Origin of the sequence: Plantactinospora siamensis, from assembly GCF_042434095.1 — a bacterium.
Classification (GTDB): domain Bacteria; phylum Actinomycetota; class Actinomycetes; order Mycobacteriales; family Micromonosporaceae; genus KBS50.
In genome coordinates this window covers 117,774-133,061 of record NZ_JBHLUE010000011.1, presented here as the reverse complement: position 1 = coordinate 133,061, position 15,288 = coordinate 117,774, and the positions used below count along the sequence as shown (strand labels likewise).

General features: G+C 73.4%; 13 protein-coding genes. 2 read left to right on the top strand and 11 right to left on the bottom strand.

The window, feature by feature from the left end; translation table 11 throughout:
• Positions 1-14: 14 nt before the first annotated feature.
• The 7 genes from ACFFHU_RS13690 to ACFFHU_RS13660 all read right to left on the bottom strand — a co-directional run bounded on the left by ACFFHU_RS13690 (position 15) and on the right by ACFFHU_RS13660 (position 8,134).
• The gene (locus ACFFHU_RS13690) at positions 15-2,042 is read right to left on the bottom strand and encodes an AfsR/SARP family transcriptional regulator (RefSeq protein ID WP_377338784.1); all 2,028 of its coding nucleotides are present in this window, start codon (positions 2,040-2,042) and stop codon (positions 15-17) included.
• A gap of 246 nt (positions 2,043-2,288) precedes the next feature.
• A complete protein-coding gene (gene accA / locus ACFFHU_RS13685) occupies positions 2,289-4,130 on the bottom strand; it encodes an acetyl-CoA carboxylase carboxyl transferase subunit alpha (protein WP_377338782.1) in 1,842 nt (613 codons plus the stop codon).
• Positions 4,131-4,226: 96 nt separating this feature from the next.
• On the bottom strand, positions 4,227-5,090 hold the full coding sequence (locus ACFFHU_RS13680; protein WP_377338780.1) for an LLM class flavin-dependent oxidoreductase: 864 nt from the start codon (positions 5,088-5,090) through the stop codon (positions 4,227-4,229).
• On the bottom strand, positions 5,090-6,112 hold the full coding sequence (locus ACFFHU_RS13675) for a methyltransferase (RefSeq protein WP_377338779.1): 1,023 nt from the start codon (positions 6,110-6,112) through the stop codon (positions 5,090-5,092). The genes ACFFHU_RS13680 and ACFFHU_RS13675 overlap by 1 nt, the downstream gene beginning before the upstream one ends.
• Entirely contained in the window at positions 6,109-7,026 is a 918-nt protein-coding gene (locus ACFFHU_RS13670) for an NAD(P)-dependent oxidoreductase (protein WP_377338776.1), read from the bottom strand. Before ACFFHU_RS13670 ends, ACFFHU_RS13675 begins: the two co-directional genes overlap by 4 nt.
• Positions 7,023-7,397, bottom strand: coding sequence for a SchA/CurD-like domain-containing protein (locus tag ACFFHU_RS13665; protein WP_377338774.1), 375 nt, complete (start codon positions 7,395-7,397; stop codon positions 7,023-7,025). Before ACFFHU_RS13665 ends, ACFFHU_RS13670 begins: the two co-directional genes overlap by 4 nt.
• Entirely contained in the window at positions 7,397-8,134 is a 738-nt protein-coding gene (locus tag ACFFHU_RS13660; RefSeq protein ID WP_377338772.1) for an SDR family NAD(P)-dependent oxidoreductase, read from the bottom strand. Before ACFFHU_RS13660 ends, ACFFHU_RS13665 begins: the two co-directional genes overlap by 1 nt.
• 177 nt (positions 8,135-8,311) lie before the next feature.
• On the opposite strand from ACFFHU_RS13660, the gene ACFFHU_RS13655 reads away from it, so the two are divergent.
• Complete coding sequence (locus tag ACFFHU_RS13655; protein WP_377338769.1) at positions 8,312-9,163, top strand: PIG-L family deacetylase; 852 nt, start codon at positions 8,312-8,314, stop codon at positions 9,161-9,163.
• On the opposite strand, the gene ACFFHU_RS13650 is transcribed toward ACFFHU_RS13655, so the two are convergent.
• Together ACFFHU_RS13650 and ACFFHU_RS13645 are read right to left on the bottom strand one after the other, a co-directional pair.
• Positions 9,123-9,569, bottom strand: a complete 447-nt coding sequence (locus tag ACFFHU_RS13650; protein WP_377338767.1) for an Ohr family peroxiredoxin — start codon at positions 9,567-9,569, stop codon at positions 9,123-9,125. The two genes, ACFFHU_RS13655 and ACFFHU_RS13650, sit on opposite strands and share 41 nt — an antisense overlap.
• Before the next feature lie 80 nt (positions 9,570-9,649).
• Positions 9,650-11,272 carry a multicopper oxidase family protein gene (locus ACFFHU_RS13645; protein WP_377338765.1) on the bottom strand — a complete coding sequence of 541 codons (1,623 nt, stop codon included), beginning with the start codon at positions 11,270-11,272 and terminating at the stop codon, positions 9,650-9,652.
• Between the two features lie 163 nt (positions 11,273-11,435).
• Between ACFFHU_RS13645 and ACFFHU_RS13640 the strand changes: the two genes are divergently transcribed.
• On the top strand, positions 11,436-12,905 hold the full coding sequence (locus ACFFHU_RS13640; protein ID WP_377338763.1) for a sialidase family protein: 1,470 nt from the start codon (positions 11,436-11,438) through the stop codon (positions 12,903-12,905).
• A gap of 224 nt (positions 12,906-13,129) precedes the next feature.
• Here ACFFHU_RS13640 and ACFFHU_RS13635 read toward each other — a convergent pair whose 3' ends face one another.
• Both ACFFHU_RS13635 and ACFFHU_RS13630 read right to left on the bottom strand, forming a co-directional pair.
• Positions 13,130-13,792 (bottom strand): response regulator, encoded by a 663-nt coding sequence (locus ACFFHU_RS13635; protein WP_377338761.1) that lies wholly within the window; start codon positions 13,790-13,792, stop codon positions 13,130-13,132.
• Positions 13,789-15,096, bottom strand: a complete 1,308-nt coding sequence (locus ACFFHU_RS13630; RefSeq protein WP_377338759.1) for a sensor histidine kinase — start codon at positions 15,094-15,096, stop codon at positions 13,789-13,791. Before ACFFHU_RS13630 ends, ACFFHU_RS13635 begins: the two co-directional genes overlap by 4 nt.
• Positions 15,097-15,288: the final 192 nt, after the last annotated feature.

The window sequence follows — 15,288 nt, the reverse complement described above, 5'->3', positions numbered from 1 at the left end:
AGCCGCCTGGCGGGTCAGCCGGCGATCCGACCGGTGAAGGGGTATTCGGAGCCGCCCGCGTCCTCGGGCCAGCGGTCCCAGCGATCGGCGGCGTGCCGCGAGGCGTCCCGGGCGTCGCGGCGGTCCGGCAGGGCGCTGATCCGGCGGGCCCGGATCAGGCCGGCCACGCCGGAGTCGAACAGCAGCACGCCACCGTTCGGCAGCGACGGTTCCGGACCGGTGGGGCGGTCGTGGACCAGCTCGTCCAGCCGGGCCTGCACGTACAGGTGGAGCAGTTCGTCGATCCGATACCGCAACCCCGAGCCGTGCCGGCCGACGGGCCGGAGCAGGAACGCATCGACGAGACCGGTGAGCAGGGTCTCGGCGCCGTCCGGGCGCAATCCGAGCAGCCGTGCCGCTTCGTCCACCCCGAAGTCCCGCCCGGGGAGCGAACCGAGCAGCACCGCCGCGGCCCGCTCGGTCTCGCCGAGCCGGGCCAGCGCGGCGTCGAAGCTTGCCCGCACATCCAGGTCCGCGTACCGCAGGAGGCCCAGCCGGTTACCCGAATCGGCGAGGTGGTCGGCCGCCCAGGACAGCGACCACCGCCAGATCACCGCGAGCCGGGTCCCGACGATCCGCAGCGCGAGCGGTAGGCCGCCACACAGTTCCACGATCCGGGCGGCCGCCGCGGGCTCGGCCGCCACCCGCTCCGCACCGATCATCCTGGTCAGCAGCGACACCCCGTCGTGCCGGCTCAACCGGTCGAGCACGATCCGCTCCCCCGCCGCCGGTATGGTCAGCCGCTGCCCGGTCACCAGCACCGCCGGACCGCCGGCGCCGGGCAGCAACGCCTGTACCTGACGGTCGCTCGCGGCGTCGTCGAGCACCAGCAGCAGCCGCCGGCCGGCGGTGACGCTACGAAGCAGTTGGCCGCGTTCCTCCGTCGTGGCGGGCACCCGCTGCGGCGGCACGCCGAGGGCCCGGAGCAGCCGGTCCAGCACGAGGTGCGGGTCGGCCGGCGACCCGGTGCCGCTGCCCAGGTCGACGAAGAGCTGCCCGGCCGGGAAGTGCACCGCCAACCGGTGCGCCGCGTGCACGGCCAGGGTGGTCTTGCCAACTCCCGGGCCACCCACCACGGTCACCACGGACGTCGATCGCGATTCGCCGACCGAGCCCAGCACCTGAAGCTCGATCCTGGCCACCGCCTCGTCGCGGCCGGTCAGGTCGGGGATGCCGGGGGGAAGTTGAGCCGGCGTCGGAAATGGTCGATCACCGGGGCCGACCAGGATGTGTTCCGGGTCGCCCGCACCGCTCTCCGGCGCCGCGAGCAGCGTCCGGTGCAACCGAGCCAGCTCGGGCGACGGCTCCAACCCGAGCTCGCCGTCGAGCAGTTCACAGACCCGGTTGTACAGCGACAGCGCCTCGTATCTGCGCCCGGACCGATGCAGCGCGAGCATCAGCTTGGCCTGGAACCCCTCGTGCAGCGGGTGCTCCGCGGCCAGCGAGGTGAGCCCGACGAGCAGTTCCCGGTGCCGGCCGAGGCAGAGCTCGGCGTCCACCCGCATCTCCAGGGCCTGCAGCCGCCATTCCTCGAGCCGGGCAGCCTCGGCGCGCAGCACGTTGCCCTGTACGACGTCGGACAGCGCCGCGCCCCGCCAGAGGGACAATGCGGAGTTGAGCAATGTGGCCGTCTCACTGTGCTCGCCACGTTCGTGCAGCTCCCGGGCCTGCTCGACCAGCCGGCCGAACCCGCACAGGTCCAGCTCCTGACCGCTCAGATAGAGCCCGTACCCGTTCGCCCTGGTCCGCAGCAGCCCCTCGCCTCCCTGAGAAGGCTCGGCCGAGAGCAGCTTGCGAAGCTTGTAGATGTAGGTCTGCAGCGTGGCCAGCGCGCTCGACGGCGGGTCGTCCCCCCACAGCTCATCGACGAACTCATCCGTCTGCACCAGCTTGCCGTGCTGCACGAGCAGCAACGCGAGCACCTGGCGCAACTTCGGCGTGGTCGGCGTCAGTTCGACGCCGTCCGCGAGAATCTCCAGCGGTCCGAGGATCCGGAACTGCATCTGCCCCTCCCCCACTCGGTACGCGACGCCGGACAGGGCCGGCTGAGTCCCGACCACCACCGCGGCGTCCCTCCCCCCGTACTGAGACAGCGTCAGCACCATCGTCCCCGCCGATCCGCCATTAGGGCGCGTACCGCTCAGGATCCGGGCGTGTCGGGACGGTCCCCGCCCCGGCCGCTGCTCATCGAAGATTGACTCTGCCGGTGGGCCCTCGTAATCCGCTGGAGTTGCCGGTCACACGCTCCGTCACCGGTCCGGCGCGGCCGTCGAACCGGGCGCAGCCGCCGGCTCGGACCCGCCGGACCGCGCCCCGATGGCCTGGAATCGCTGCCGCCGCTGCGCGCGGAGCTGCTCGGGGCCGAGCCCGGCCAGCCGGTCGAGGGCCGCGTCGAGGACGATCCTGAGCAGTTCGGCGGCCGCCACCGGATCCTCGTGCGCGCCGCCCGGCGGTTCCGGCACGACGCCGTCCAGCACCCCGTACGCCAGCAGCCGGTCGGGGGTGAGGCCGAGCGCCTCGGCAGCCAGCGGAGCGGCGGCCGGGTCCTTCCACAGGATGGCCGCGCAACCCTCCGGGCTGATCACCGAGTACGTGGCGTTCTCCATCGCGTACACGAGGTTGCCCACGGCCAGCGCGAGCGCGCCACCGCTCCCGCCCTCGCCGATCACGACGCTCACCACCGGCACCGGGAGCTCGGACATCAGCCGCAGGTTCTCGGCTATGGCGACGGCCTGGCCGGTCCGCTCGGATTGCGGCCCGGGATCGGCGCCGGGCGTGTCGATGAGGGTGATCACCGGCAGGCCCAGCTTGGCGGCGAGCCGCATGATCCGCGCCGCCTTGCGGTAGCCGGCCGGCGTCGCCATTCCGAAGTTGCGGGCCACCCGCTCGGTGGTCCGGTGGCCCTTGTCGTGCCCGATGACCGCCACGCGGCGCCCGCCGAGCAGGCCGAGACCGGCGATGATGGCCCGGCTGTCGCCACCGATCCGGTCGCCGTGCAGCTCGTGGAAGTCGGTGAGCAGGTAGCTGAGGTAGTCGGCCGTGGTGGGTCGCCCGGCCCGCCGGGCGAGCGAGACGGCCTCCCAGGCCGGGCGCGCCGCCGGCGCCGCAAGGTCTTCCCCGGCGGCGGTCGTCCCGCTCGGACCGGACGGCGCCGGTGCCGGCCCATCGCCGTTCCGGAGCGCCCGATCCGATCCTTCGCCGGTCCGCGGCGCCGGCTCTGGCCCGGCGCCGCTCGGGGACGCCGGCTCTGGCCCGGCGCCGCTCGGGGACGCCGGCTCCGGCCCGGCGCCGGTCCGCAACAGCCGACCCACGGCGCCGCGCAACGCCGCCCGCGGCACCACGTCGTCCACGAGGCCGTTGGCCAGCAGGAACTCGGCCGTCTGGAAACCCTCGGGCAGCTGCTGCCGGGTGGTCTGGGCGATCACCCGCGGCCCGGCAAAACCCAGGTGCGCGCCCGGTTCCGCGAGCACCACATCGGACAGCAGCGTGAACGAGGCGGCCACCCCGCCGTACGTCGGATCGGTGACCACGGTGATCGTCAGCAGCCCGGCCGCGTCCAGCGCGGCCATCGCCTGGCTGGTGGTGGCCATCTGCATCAACGACAGCGCCCCCTCCTGCATCCGCGCCCCACCGGAGGCCGTGACCAGCAGCAGCGGCAGCCGGCAGCGCAGCGCCAGCTGCGCCGCGCCGGTCACGGCCGCGCCGACCGCCGTGCCCATGCTGCCGCCCAGGAAGCGAAAGTCGAGCACGACCGCCACCAGCGGCTGGCCCTCCACGCGGGCCCGCACGCAGACCGCGGCCTCGGCCAGGCCCGTGCCGCGGCGCGCGGCCGCGAGGCTCTGCGGGTACGGGCGCAACGCCGTGAACCGCAGCGGGTCCTCCGGGACGATCGGCTCCGGCAGCGGCCGGACCGAGCCCGGGTCGCAGAGCAGGTCGAGACGTTCGGCCGCGGTGAGCCGGCCGTGCGCCTGGCAGTGCGGGCACACCCGCAGGCACCGCCGGTACCGGGGACCGTAGACCAGCTCGGCGCAGGAGGGGCAGCGCAGCCAGTCCGGGTCGACGGCGGCAGGGACAGGAGCGGTGACGGTCATCGTGCCTCCATGTGTCGGGATCGGCCGCTGCGTCCCGGCGCCGCCGGCCCCCGCGGCCGGTGGCTTCCAGCCAGCGGCCGCGGGGGCGCCCGACGATCAGCCGAGCGCGGCGGCGAGCATCTCCACCTGCGCAGGATCGCTGCGGCAGGGGAAGAAGAGCACCTCGTCGCCGCCAGCGGCGGCCCGCTCGGCGACCACCCGGCGGACGGCGGTGGCGTCCGTGGCGACCGAGGCGAGCACCTTGCCGGCATACGGGCCGGCGTGGGCGTAGTACCGGTTCACGTACTCCCGGGCCGCACCGACCGCGTCCGGACCGAGGGCGAAGTAGCACAGCGACACCAGCCGCGGCCGATCGGTCCGGCCGGCGTCCGTCCAGGCGGAACGCAGCTGGGCCACCATCTGCGGGTAGGGCAGCGCGGCGCTGCCGCCGGCGATCCAGCCGGTCCCGAAGCGGGCCGCCCGGCGCATGGCCGCCGCGGAGTGGCCGCCGACGAGGATCGGCGGGGTGTCCGGCCGCACCGGTGGCCGGGTGGCCGACCCGGGATCGACCGGTTGCGGCGCATCGCCAGCCGCGCCGAGCCGGCTCAGAAAGGCGTCGAGCCGACGGCCCCGGTCGGTGAACCGGGTGCCCTCAGCCGCATGGTCGTCCTCGCGGTTGCCGGCGGCCACCCCGAGCACGAGGCGACCGCCGCTGATCCGGTTCACGCTCCACAGCTGCTTGACCAGCGCGGCCACCCCGGCCCGGTACGCCGGCAGCAGCACGGACGTGGTGAGCCGGATCCGGTTGGTGACACCGGCCGCGACGGCGAGGGCGATCAGCGGCTCCACGTTGTCGTAGACGAGCCGGTCCAGCACCCCGAGCGACGCGAGGCCGTGCCGCTCGGCACGTACCGCCCAGTCCACCAGGGCTGCCCCGCTCACCCCCGGCACCGTGGCCGGCAGCCCGACGCCCACCTCCATCAGGCGGCCGCCGGCTTGCGCGCGACCAGCAGCGTGTCGCTGTCGGCGAGCGGCCGCTCGGTGACCGAGACGAAGCCGGCGTCGCGCAGCCAGCCGCGCGCCTCCTCCGGGCTGTACTCGGAGCCGCCGTCGGTGGTGAGCAGCATGTCCAGGCTCACCACGAGGTTCTCCGGGTGGCTCAGTTCGTGGTCGACCATCGGGTCGTAGATGACCAGGAATCCACCCGGCGTCAGCGCCTCGAACGCCTTGCCGACCAGCATGGCCCGCTCCTGCGGAGACCAGTCGTGCAGCACGTGCCCGATCACCACGGCGTCGGCGGCCGGCAGCGGATCGGTGAAGAAGCTGCCCGGCTCGAACCGCATCCGCTCGGTCAGCCCGAGGGCCGCCACGTGCTCGGCGAACGGTTCGGCGTCCTCCGGCAGGTCGAAGACGATGCCGCTCAGGTGCGGATTGGCCTTGACGACGTGCGACAGCAGGTTGCCCCTGGCCCCGCCGACGTCGACCACCGTCCGTACCTCGCTCCAGTCGACCGCGTCCGCGAGTTCCGGGCCGATCCGGTTCGTCAGCGCGTCCATCATGTCGAGGAATCGGCGCAGGGCGCGCGGGTTCTTGATCATCTCCCGGTAGTCGGCCGCCGACTGCTGCCGGCCGGTGCGCAGCGCCTCGCCGAGCCGGCCCCACGCCGGGTAGAGGTTGTGGTTCGCCCGCTCCAGGAACCCGCCCAGGTAGGACGGCTCCGAGCGGACCAGGTAGCGGTCCGTCGCCGGGCTGTTGGCGTAGCCGTCCTCCGACCGGGTCAACACGTTCATGGTGACCAGCAGGTCCAGGAAGTGCGGCACGCCGCGAAGGTGCAGCGACAGCCGCTCGGCGATGGCCGCGGCGGCCAGCGGACCCGCCTCGTGCAGGTGGTCGAAGAGCCGGACCTCGAGCCCGGTGAGCAGGGCCTTGGCCTCGCAGAAGGCAGTGCCCAGCCGGAGGATGCTCTGCGGGTCCCGGTCGTTGATGGTCAGGGTGGTGGTCATCGGGTGGCTCCGTTCTGCAGCGCTGGTACCGGATTTGCGGTCGTGGTGGGCAGTTCGACGACGACGGCGGCGTCCCGGTCGCCGGCGCCGTTGGCGACGGCAGCCTCGTACCGTTGGGCGGCCTGCCGGGTCATCGGCAGCGGCACCCCCTGCCGCTCCGCGTCCCCCACGGCCAGCCGCATGTCCTTGGCCATCAGGGCGGTCCGGAAGCCGGCCGGCTCGTAGCTGCGGGTCCGCATGAAGTCGGCCCGGAAGTTGAGCACCGGTGAGCGCCACCCGCTCTTCTGGATCGCGGTGAGCAGCAGCTCCCGATCCAGCCCTGCCTGCTCGGCGAAGACCACCGCCTCGGCCAGGCCGGCGGTCTGCACCCCGAGCAGCAGGTTGAAGGCGAGCTTCATGGCGGCGGCCCGACCGGTCGGACCGAGGTACAGCATCCCCTGCCGGGCCATCGCGTCGAAGACGGGCCGCAGGTCGTCCACGTCGGCCCGCTCGCCGGCCACGAACACCCGGAGCTGGCCGGCCTGGGCCATCTCCGGATTGCCGACCAGACAGGCTTCCACCCGCCGCACGCCGATCTCGCCGAGCCGGCGGGCCGCCTCCCGGGCGTACTCCGGGGCGAGCGTGGTCATCTCCACCACCGCCGTGCCGGGCCGCAGCACCGGCAGCATCTCGGTGAACAGCACCTCCTCCACGGCCCGCTCGTCGCTCAGGCTCACCATGACGATGTCGGCGGTCGCGGCGGCCTCGGCGGCGCTGGCCGCCGCCCTGGCGCCGGCGGCGACCAGGGGATCGACCCTGGACCGGGTGCGGTTGAACACCGTCGGGGCCAGGCCGGCCGCGACCAGGCGGCGGGCCACGCCCCCGCCCATGCCGCCCAGCCCCACCACCGCCAGCCGCCGGTCCGGGGCGGTCATCGGGCGGCCGGGTGGGTGTCGACGGAGAGTTGGGAGACGCATCGCATGGTGGCGTCCCGGAAGTACGCGCCGAACCCCTCCGCGCTGCCGGTGTCGCGCTGGTGGGCAAGGTACGGCGCGAGCTGCTCCTCGAGGGTGTGCACACCCGACTGGGCGGCCATGTGGCGGGCGACGGCCGAGAATTCGCCCTCGTAGTGGATGACCCGGACCAGCACATCATCCTTGATGAACACGGCGGTCCCCAGCAGCCGCCCGGCGCCGTCGTCGTTGCGCATCACCGGGGTGTCGACGCGACGGAATCCGGAGAAGATGGCGGCGATCTCGTCCTCGTGCCCGGGCTTGATCCGGTAGGTGATCGCTGCGTACGGCATCACATTCCTCCATCGACGTTCAGAGTGACCCCGGTCACGTACCGGGAGAGGTCACTGCCGAGGTACAACACGGCGCCGGCAATGTCCTCCGGGGTGGCGAGCCGGTTCAGCGCCGTCATGGCGCGAACGTTGGCCAGCACGTGCGGTGGCAGGCCGGTGCCCTCGGGCGGGTCGATCAGACCCGGCGCCACCGTGTTGACCCGGATCCCGCGCCGGCCGAGCTCCTTGGCCAGTGACCGGGAGAGTCCGATCACCGCGGCCTTGGCGGCGGTGTAGTGCACCGCGTCCGGACGGCCGCGCAGCGCGCTGGAGGCGCCGACGTTGACCACGGACGAACCGTCGGCGAGCAGCCCCAGCACCGCGCGGGTCGTGAGGTAGTACGAGGTCAGGTCGAGGTTCACCAGCCGGTGCCACTCCGCGGGCTCCAGGTCGCCCAGGTGGGCGCTCCCGTCCGCGCCGACGTTGTTGACCAGCACGTCGAGCCCGCCGAAGGCCCGCCCGACCTCGTCGGCGAGCCGGGCCACATCGGTCGCCGAGGTGACGTCGGCGGCGACCACGAGGTGCTTGGCGCCCAGATCGTCGAGCTCGCGGCGCAGCGCGTTCGCGGCGTCCTCGTCGTGGTGGTAACAGGTGGCTACCCGGGCGCCGGCGCGGGCGAAGCCGAGCAGCGCCGCCCGGCCGACCCCCCGGGTTCCGCCCGTAACGAGCACCCGCCGGTCGCTCAGTGTCAGGTTCACGGCTCCTCCGCTTCTCCGGCCACACCGGACGGCCGGGCGACGTTATGCTGGCTGCGCCTCCTCGCGGCGGGCTGGAAGCTCGTTCGAGTGGATCTCCGCTCCGCTCCGCCGGAGCCGACGTCTCAAGCCCTTACCTCGCGCGCGCCAAGCCCGGCGACGCCGGCACCGGGAGCAGCGATGCCCAGCGCCCCCTCCGTACTCTGCGTGCACGCTCATCCCGACGACGAGGCGCTCTGGACGGGTGGGCTGCTCCTGCGGGCCGCCGCCCGCGGCTGGTCGACGGCGGTGCTCACCTGCGCCGCCGAGCCCGGCGGTCCGCGGGTGGCCGAGCTGGCCGAGAGCCTGGCGGTGCTCGGCGCCGAGCCGCCCCGGCTGCTCGGTTACGGCGACTCGGGGCACCGGGCCGACGCAGGCCCGGGCTCGCTCTGCGGGGCCGACCTGGACGAGGTGACCGACCGGTTGACCGGTGAGCTACGCCGGTCGCGTCCCGATGTCGTCGTCACCTACGACGCCGGCGGCGGATACGGGCATCCGGACCACGTGCGTACGCACCGGGCCACGCTCGCGGCCGTCGAGGCGGCCGCCCATCCGGCGGTGCTGCCGTCGGCCGGCCCACCCTGGCGGGTCCGGACGCTCCTGCTGGTCACCTGGCCGCGGACGGCGGTGGAGCGGGTGGTCCGGGCGCTGGCGACCGCCGGCGTGGTGCTGCCGCCGCTGCAGCGCGGGATGGGGGTGTCGGACGACGCCATCGACGTGGCCTTGGACGTGCGGCCGTGGCAGGAGGCGAAGTGGCGGGCGCTTCGGTCGCACCGCTCCCAGCTCGCCCGCGGACACGGGCCGGCGAACGTGCTGGCCCTGTCCGCGCCGGACCGGACGCTGCTGCTCGGCACCGAGTGGTACCAGCGACGCGAGTTGAGCCGCCGGCCGGACCGCTGCGATCGCGACGGCCCGGACGACGACGAGTGGCCGGCGCCGCTGGCCGACGGGATCACCCCAGCTGCGCCGGCGCGCCCTGTACGGTCAGCCTGACCTCCACATTGCCCTCCACGGCCCGCGAGTACGGGCACAGCCGGTGGGCCCGGCTGGCGAGCCGGGTCAGCTCGGCCGCGTCGGACTCCGGGTCGGCCAGCCCGATCTCGACGCCGAGGCCCATCCCACCCCGACCGGTCGGCCCGATCTCGATGTCGACCCGCACCGCGCACCGGCTCAGGTCGACGCCGTACCCCTCGGCGACCGCGAGCAGCGCCGACTGGAAACAGGCCGCGTAGCCGGCCGCGAACAGCTGCTCGGGGTTGGTCCCCACGCCGCCGTCGCCGCCCAGTTCGGGCGGCGCCGCCAGGTCGAGATTCAGCTCGCCGTCGTCCGAACACACCTTGCCGGAGCGGCCGCCCTGCGCGGTGGCCCCGGTGCGATACAGAACCTTGCTGATCGTCATCTGCGTCCTCCTCGCCATTGCGGCCGATCCTGCGGGCGGCGACCGCAGATGGCTGGAGCCCGGACGGAGCCCGCCCGGGCCTACTCCACCTGGATGTTGGCCATCATGGCCATGTCCTCGTGCTCCAGGTTGTGGCAGTGGAAGACGTACCGGCCCGGATAGCCGTTCCAGCGGGCCACGATCAGGGTGTCCTCGCCGGGGAACAGGTCGAGGGTGTCCTTCCAGCCGGCATCGGTCGCGCGGGGCGGCTTGCCCTTCCGGCTGAGCAGCTTGAACTGCAGCATGTGCAGGTGCACCGGGTGGTGCTGGTTGGTCCGCAGCTTCCACACCTCGGTGCTGCCCAGCTTGGGATTGGCATCGATGCGGTTGACGTCGAAGACCTTGTCGTTGATCTGCCAGGGGTCGCCGCCGTTGAACTTGAAGTCCCGCGCGACGCTGTCCTCGTTCCCGTGCAGCTCGTCGTAGATGCCCAGGTCGGACAGGGTGGCCGGGATCCGGCTGTCGTCGGTGGCCCGACGCACGACGCGGAACCGCATCACCTGCGCGGTGCCCTTCTCGCCGATCTTGTTGACCAGCGTCACCTCGTCGCCCACCTTGTAGCGCGAGAAGTCGATGATCAGATCGAACCGTTCGGCCTGCGCGATCGGGATCCGTTGATGCTGGCGCGGCCGGTCCAGCAGCCCTCCGTCGCTGCCGATCTGGGTGAACGCCGGCGCACCCGGCGGCGCCGGGTCCAGCTCCAACTCGTACCTGCGGGCGTTGGACGCGTTCAGCAACCGGAACCGGTAGCGGGTGGCCGACACCTCCAGCAGCGGCCAGGGCACGCCGTTGACCATGATGACGTCGCCCAGGACACCCTTCATGTAGCTGTTCTCCACGCCCGATTCGCGCAACAGCGTGGAGTCCAGCGACGGGTACTTGAGCTGACCGTCCTCGTCGAACGCTCGATCGGTGATCATCAGTGGAATTTCCCGGTCACCCCGCGGCAGCGGCAACCGGTCGTCCTCGTCGTCGCGTACCAGGTGGAACCCGGCCAGGCCGCGGTAGACCTGCGGTCCGGTGAAGTCCATCCGGTGGTCGTGGTACCAGAGCGTCATGGCGCGCTGCTTCAACGGGTACGTGTAGGTGCGGCTGCCCCTGGCCACCGAGAAGGCGTCGTGCGGCATCGGCGCGTGCCCCTTGGGGTGCGGGAGTTCGGCGCCGGCCCGCACCAGGACATCGGTGGGGTACCCGTCGCTGTCCGGCGGGGTGTGGCCACCGTGCAGGTGGACGGTGGTCGGCACCGGGAGTTCGTTGCGGTGCTCCACGACCACCCGCCGGCCGCTGCGGGCCTCGATGGTCGGTCCGGGGAAGATCCCGTTGTAGCCCCAGATCCGGGTCCGGTGCCCGGGGACCATCTCGGCCGTCCCCTCCTTGGCGGTCAGCTCGTAGTAGTCGGTCGTGCCGTCGGTCCGGGTCGGCGCGAGCACCGGTGGCACGGGCAGGGCCCGGGTGAAGGGCTGGGGCAGCGGTATGTCGCTGCGGAGGTCCTTGCCCGTCACGGGGCTGCTGCAGCCCGACAGCGCGGCCGGCACGGCGAGGCCCAGTGCCGAGGTGGCGCCCCATTGCAGTACGGATCGGCGGGAGACTCCCATCTCACTCTCCTTGGGGGTGGTGATTGCGGTCGGCGCGGCCTGGCGGGCGTGGAACCCGGTTCCCGCCATCGCGGGACGGTGGCCCTGGTCCCCGGCGGACGAGCATCCGCCGAGCGAGCCTCGACCGATCCTCTGGAACCTGACGGTCCGTAACACCCGGCCGGGAACGAGCCGATCGGCAGCGCCCGGCCGGAGCCTGGATCACACCGCACCGCCCTCGTGAGGAGAACCGATGCTCTGGAAACGATCCATCCCGGCCGTCCTGGCGGCCGCCACCGTGGTGATCCCGGTGGCCGCGCCCGGCCCGGCCTCCGCGCACATCCGGTCGGACACCGTCACACTCAGCGGGCCGAGCCCGCTCGCCGGCTGCACCGCCGGGCCGCCCACCGAGACCGTCGACGTGGGCACCGAACTCGAGCCCTGGCTCGCCGTGGACCCGCGGCATCCCCGGCGGATGATCGCCGCCTGGCAGCAGGACCGGCGCAACTTCGGCAATGCCAACGGCATCGGCCTGGCCAGCACGACGGACGGCGGGGCCACCTGGCACAACAGCGTGGCGCCGGGTTTCACCAAGTGCAGCGGCGGTGACCAGGACCGTACCGGCAGCCCCTGGGTGAGCGTCGGCGCCGGCGGCGTCGCGTACCTCAGCGCCGGCTCGTTCAGTCGGCCGGGCACCTCGCAGGTCCTGGTGGCCCGTTCGACCGACCTCGGCGGGAGCTGGACCGGTCCGGTTCCGGTGATCACCGATGACGTCGCCTCGTACTGGAACGACAAGCCGAGCGTGACCGCGGATCCGGTGGACCCGCGCTACGTCTACGTCACCTGGAACCGGGGCCAGATCCCGATCGCCCACCACGAGATCATGCTGGCCCGCAGCACGGACGGCGGTCGCAGCTACGAGGCGCCGCGGGCGATCTACCGGCCCACGCCGGACGGCGCCGGCACCTTCGGCAGCCAGATCGTGCGGCTGCCGGACGGCACCCTGCTGGACCTGTTCGTGGAGAAGGCCTTCCCGCTCGGCGGGCCGCCGGTGGCCGTGCAGAGCAAGGTCCGCGTCATGCGCTCCAGCGACCACGGCCTGACCTGGTCCGAGCCCATCACCGTCACCGAGCAGCAGATCAACCAGCCCGTGCTGCCGGACACCGGCGCCGTCGTACCGTCGCCGGGGATCAACCCGGACATCGCGGTGGACCGGCGGACGGGCCGGGTGTACGTGGTCTGGGGACAGCAGGGGCTCTCCGCGGCCAACAGCGACGTCGCGCTGGCCAGCTCGGCCGACGGCGGCCGGACCTGGACCGCGCCGGTACGGGTGAACCGCACCCCCGCGACCGCCAACCCCCGCGCCGGCCAGGCGTTCCTGCCGCAGGTCGAGGTGACCGGCGACGGGACGGTGGGTGTGACGTACTACGACTTCCGCGCCGACTCCCCCGGCCCGGGCACGGCCACCGACGTGTGGCTGGCGACCTGCCGGGGCGCCCGATGCGCGACCGGTGGCGATGACTGGCGCGAGGGGCATCTGTTCGGCTCCTTCGACATCGAGACGGCGCTGCCCTGGTCGGGCGGTCCGTATATCGGCTCGTACGTCTCGCTGGGGCACACCTGGCACAGCTTCGTGGCGGCCTTCACCGCCACGACCGGCACGCCGGGCAACCGACAGGACATCTTCCTGGTCAAGGCGCCGGCCGGTCCGGGTCTTCGCTGACCGGAGATGGCCGCCGGCCCGGACGCGTCACCGGACGGGGAACCGGTGGCGCGTCCGGGTGTTCCGGGTAAGGCCTGCGTCGACGCGTCGCGTCCCACCCGTTCATCGTGGCGGGTGGGACCGCGGCCTCCATCCGTCCGCAGGGGGTTTCTGCCGTACGCAAAAGGAGCATGACGGGCCCGATCCCCTGAGCGGGACATCCCGGGCCGGACCGCCGGTACGGGTCAGCCGAGCCAGCCGGGCTGAACCAGCCCGCTCTCGTAGGCCAGCACCACGAGTTGAGCCCGGTCCCGGGCATCGACCTTGGTGAGGATCCGGGTGATGTGTGTCTTCGCCGTCGCCGGGCTCATTCCCAACCGATCCGCGATGTCGCCATTGGACAGGCCGGCCACCACGAGCATCAGCACGTCGTACTCGCGCCGGGTGAGCGAGTCGAGGTCCAGCCGGGCGTCCGGTCGGCGGGGGCGGCGAGCGAAGTCCGTGATCAGCCGGCGGGTCACCGCGGGCGCCAGCGGCGCGTCGCCCTGGGCCACGGCCCGCACGCCCAGGACGAGTGCGATGGGCTCGATGTCCTTCAGCAGGAAGCCGCTCGCGCCGATCCGGAGCGCCTCGTAGACGTACTCGTCCTCGTCGAACGTGGTCAGCAGCACCACCCGGGTCTGCCGCAGCTGCGGCTCGGCGACGATCCGCCGGGTGGCCTCGATGCCGTCCATGACCGGCATCCGCACGTCCATCAGGACCACGTCGGGCCGGTGTTCGAGCGCCGACCGGACCGCCTCGGCCCCGTCCGACGCCTCGGCCACGACGGTGATGTCGGGTTCGGCGAGCATCGCCCGCAGGCCGGCCCGGACCAGTCCGTGGTCGTCGGCCAGGATCAGACGGATCACAGCTGCTCGCGGAAGGGAAGCCAGGCGCGCACCCGGAAGCCGCCACCGGGCCGCGGCCCGGCCAGCACCCGGCCCCCGACCGAGGCCGCCCGCTCGCGCATCCCCACCAGACCGGTGCCGGTGCCGGTGCCGGTGCCGGTGCCGGTGCCGGTGCCGGTGCCGGTGCCGGTGGAGGATCCGCCACCGGGGTCGGCGCCGGCGGATCCGCCGCCGGGGTCGGCGGCGCCGTGGCCAGCGGCGCCGTGGCCAGCGGCGCCGCCGTCGGGCCCGACCACGACCCCGGCGCCGGGCCCGTCGTCGTCGACGAGCACCACCAGTTCGTCGCCCTCGCACGCCACCCGCACGTCCACCCGGCGCGCGCCCGCGTGCCGGGTCACGTTCGTGAGCGCCTCCTGGATGATCCGGAACGCGGCCTGCTCGACCCCGGTGGGCAGCGCCTGCCGCTGCACGTCGACGCTGGTCCGCACCACCGCGCCGGTGGCCTCGGTGCGGCGGGCCAGATCCGGCAGCGCCGCCAGCGACGCCGTCGACGCGAGCGGGTCCTCCCCGTCGGGCCCGCGCAGCAGTTGCAGGGTGCCGCGCAGGTCGTGCAGCGCCTCCTGGCCAACCTTGCGGATCGTTGCCAGGGCGTCGTCGACCATCGCGGGATCGGTCTTTCCGCGCAGCAGCGCCGCACCGGCGTGCATCGTGATCACCGTGATGTGGTGGCCGAGGGTGTCGTGCAGGTCCCGGGCGATCCGGACCCGTTCCTCGGCCACCCGCCGGCGGGCCTCCGCCTCCCGGGTCAGCTCGGCCGCGCGGGCCCGGGCCTCGACCGCGGCCAGATGCGCGCGCCGGCTGCGGGCGTACTCGCCGAACAGGATGACCGCGGCCAGCCAGCCGGCCGCCGGGATCAGGGCGATGGTCTCCACCGGCACCCCGGCGAGCAGATCGACCAGTTCGATCACGAGCACGCAGGCGAGCGCCGCGGCCACCGCCAGCAACCGCCGGCCGGCCACGACGACCTGGTAGAGCGCCACCACGAACGGCACCGGCTCGAAGCCGGGCGGATAGCCGGCCGCGTAGTAGGTGGCGGCCACGGCCAGCGTCACCAGCAGGACGCTCAGCGGGTAGCGGCGGCGCATGACCAGCGCCAGGACGCCGAGCGTCAGCAGCGCCCAACCCGCCGGGCCGGACCCCGGCGTGCCGGCGCGGACGCTGAGGTAGGTCCCGCCGAGCGTCGCGGCGGCGACCGCGGCCAGCAGGAGGACCTCCGCCACCGGGCCCTCGGCCAGGCGGCGCCACCCCTGGTAGTCGAAACGCATGCGACAACGGTAGAGCACGGAGCGCGCTCGCCGACACGACGTGGAGTCAGGCTCGATCGAGGTACGGCACTCTCGGGGTAACGCCGGACCGCACGTACGCCATCGGCGCAGCCGGAAACCGTCCCGGAGGGCGACGGAAGCGGCCATTGATCGATCGAACATGGAACCGGTGCCGTCATGCCGGTACGGCGA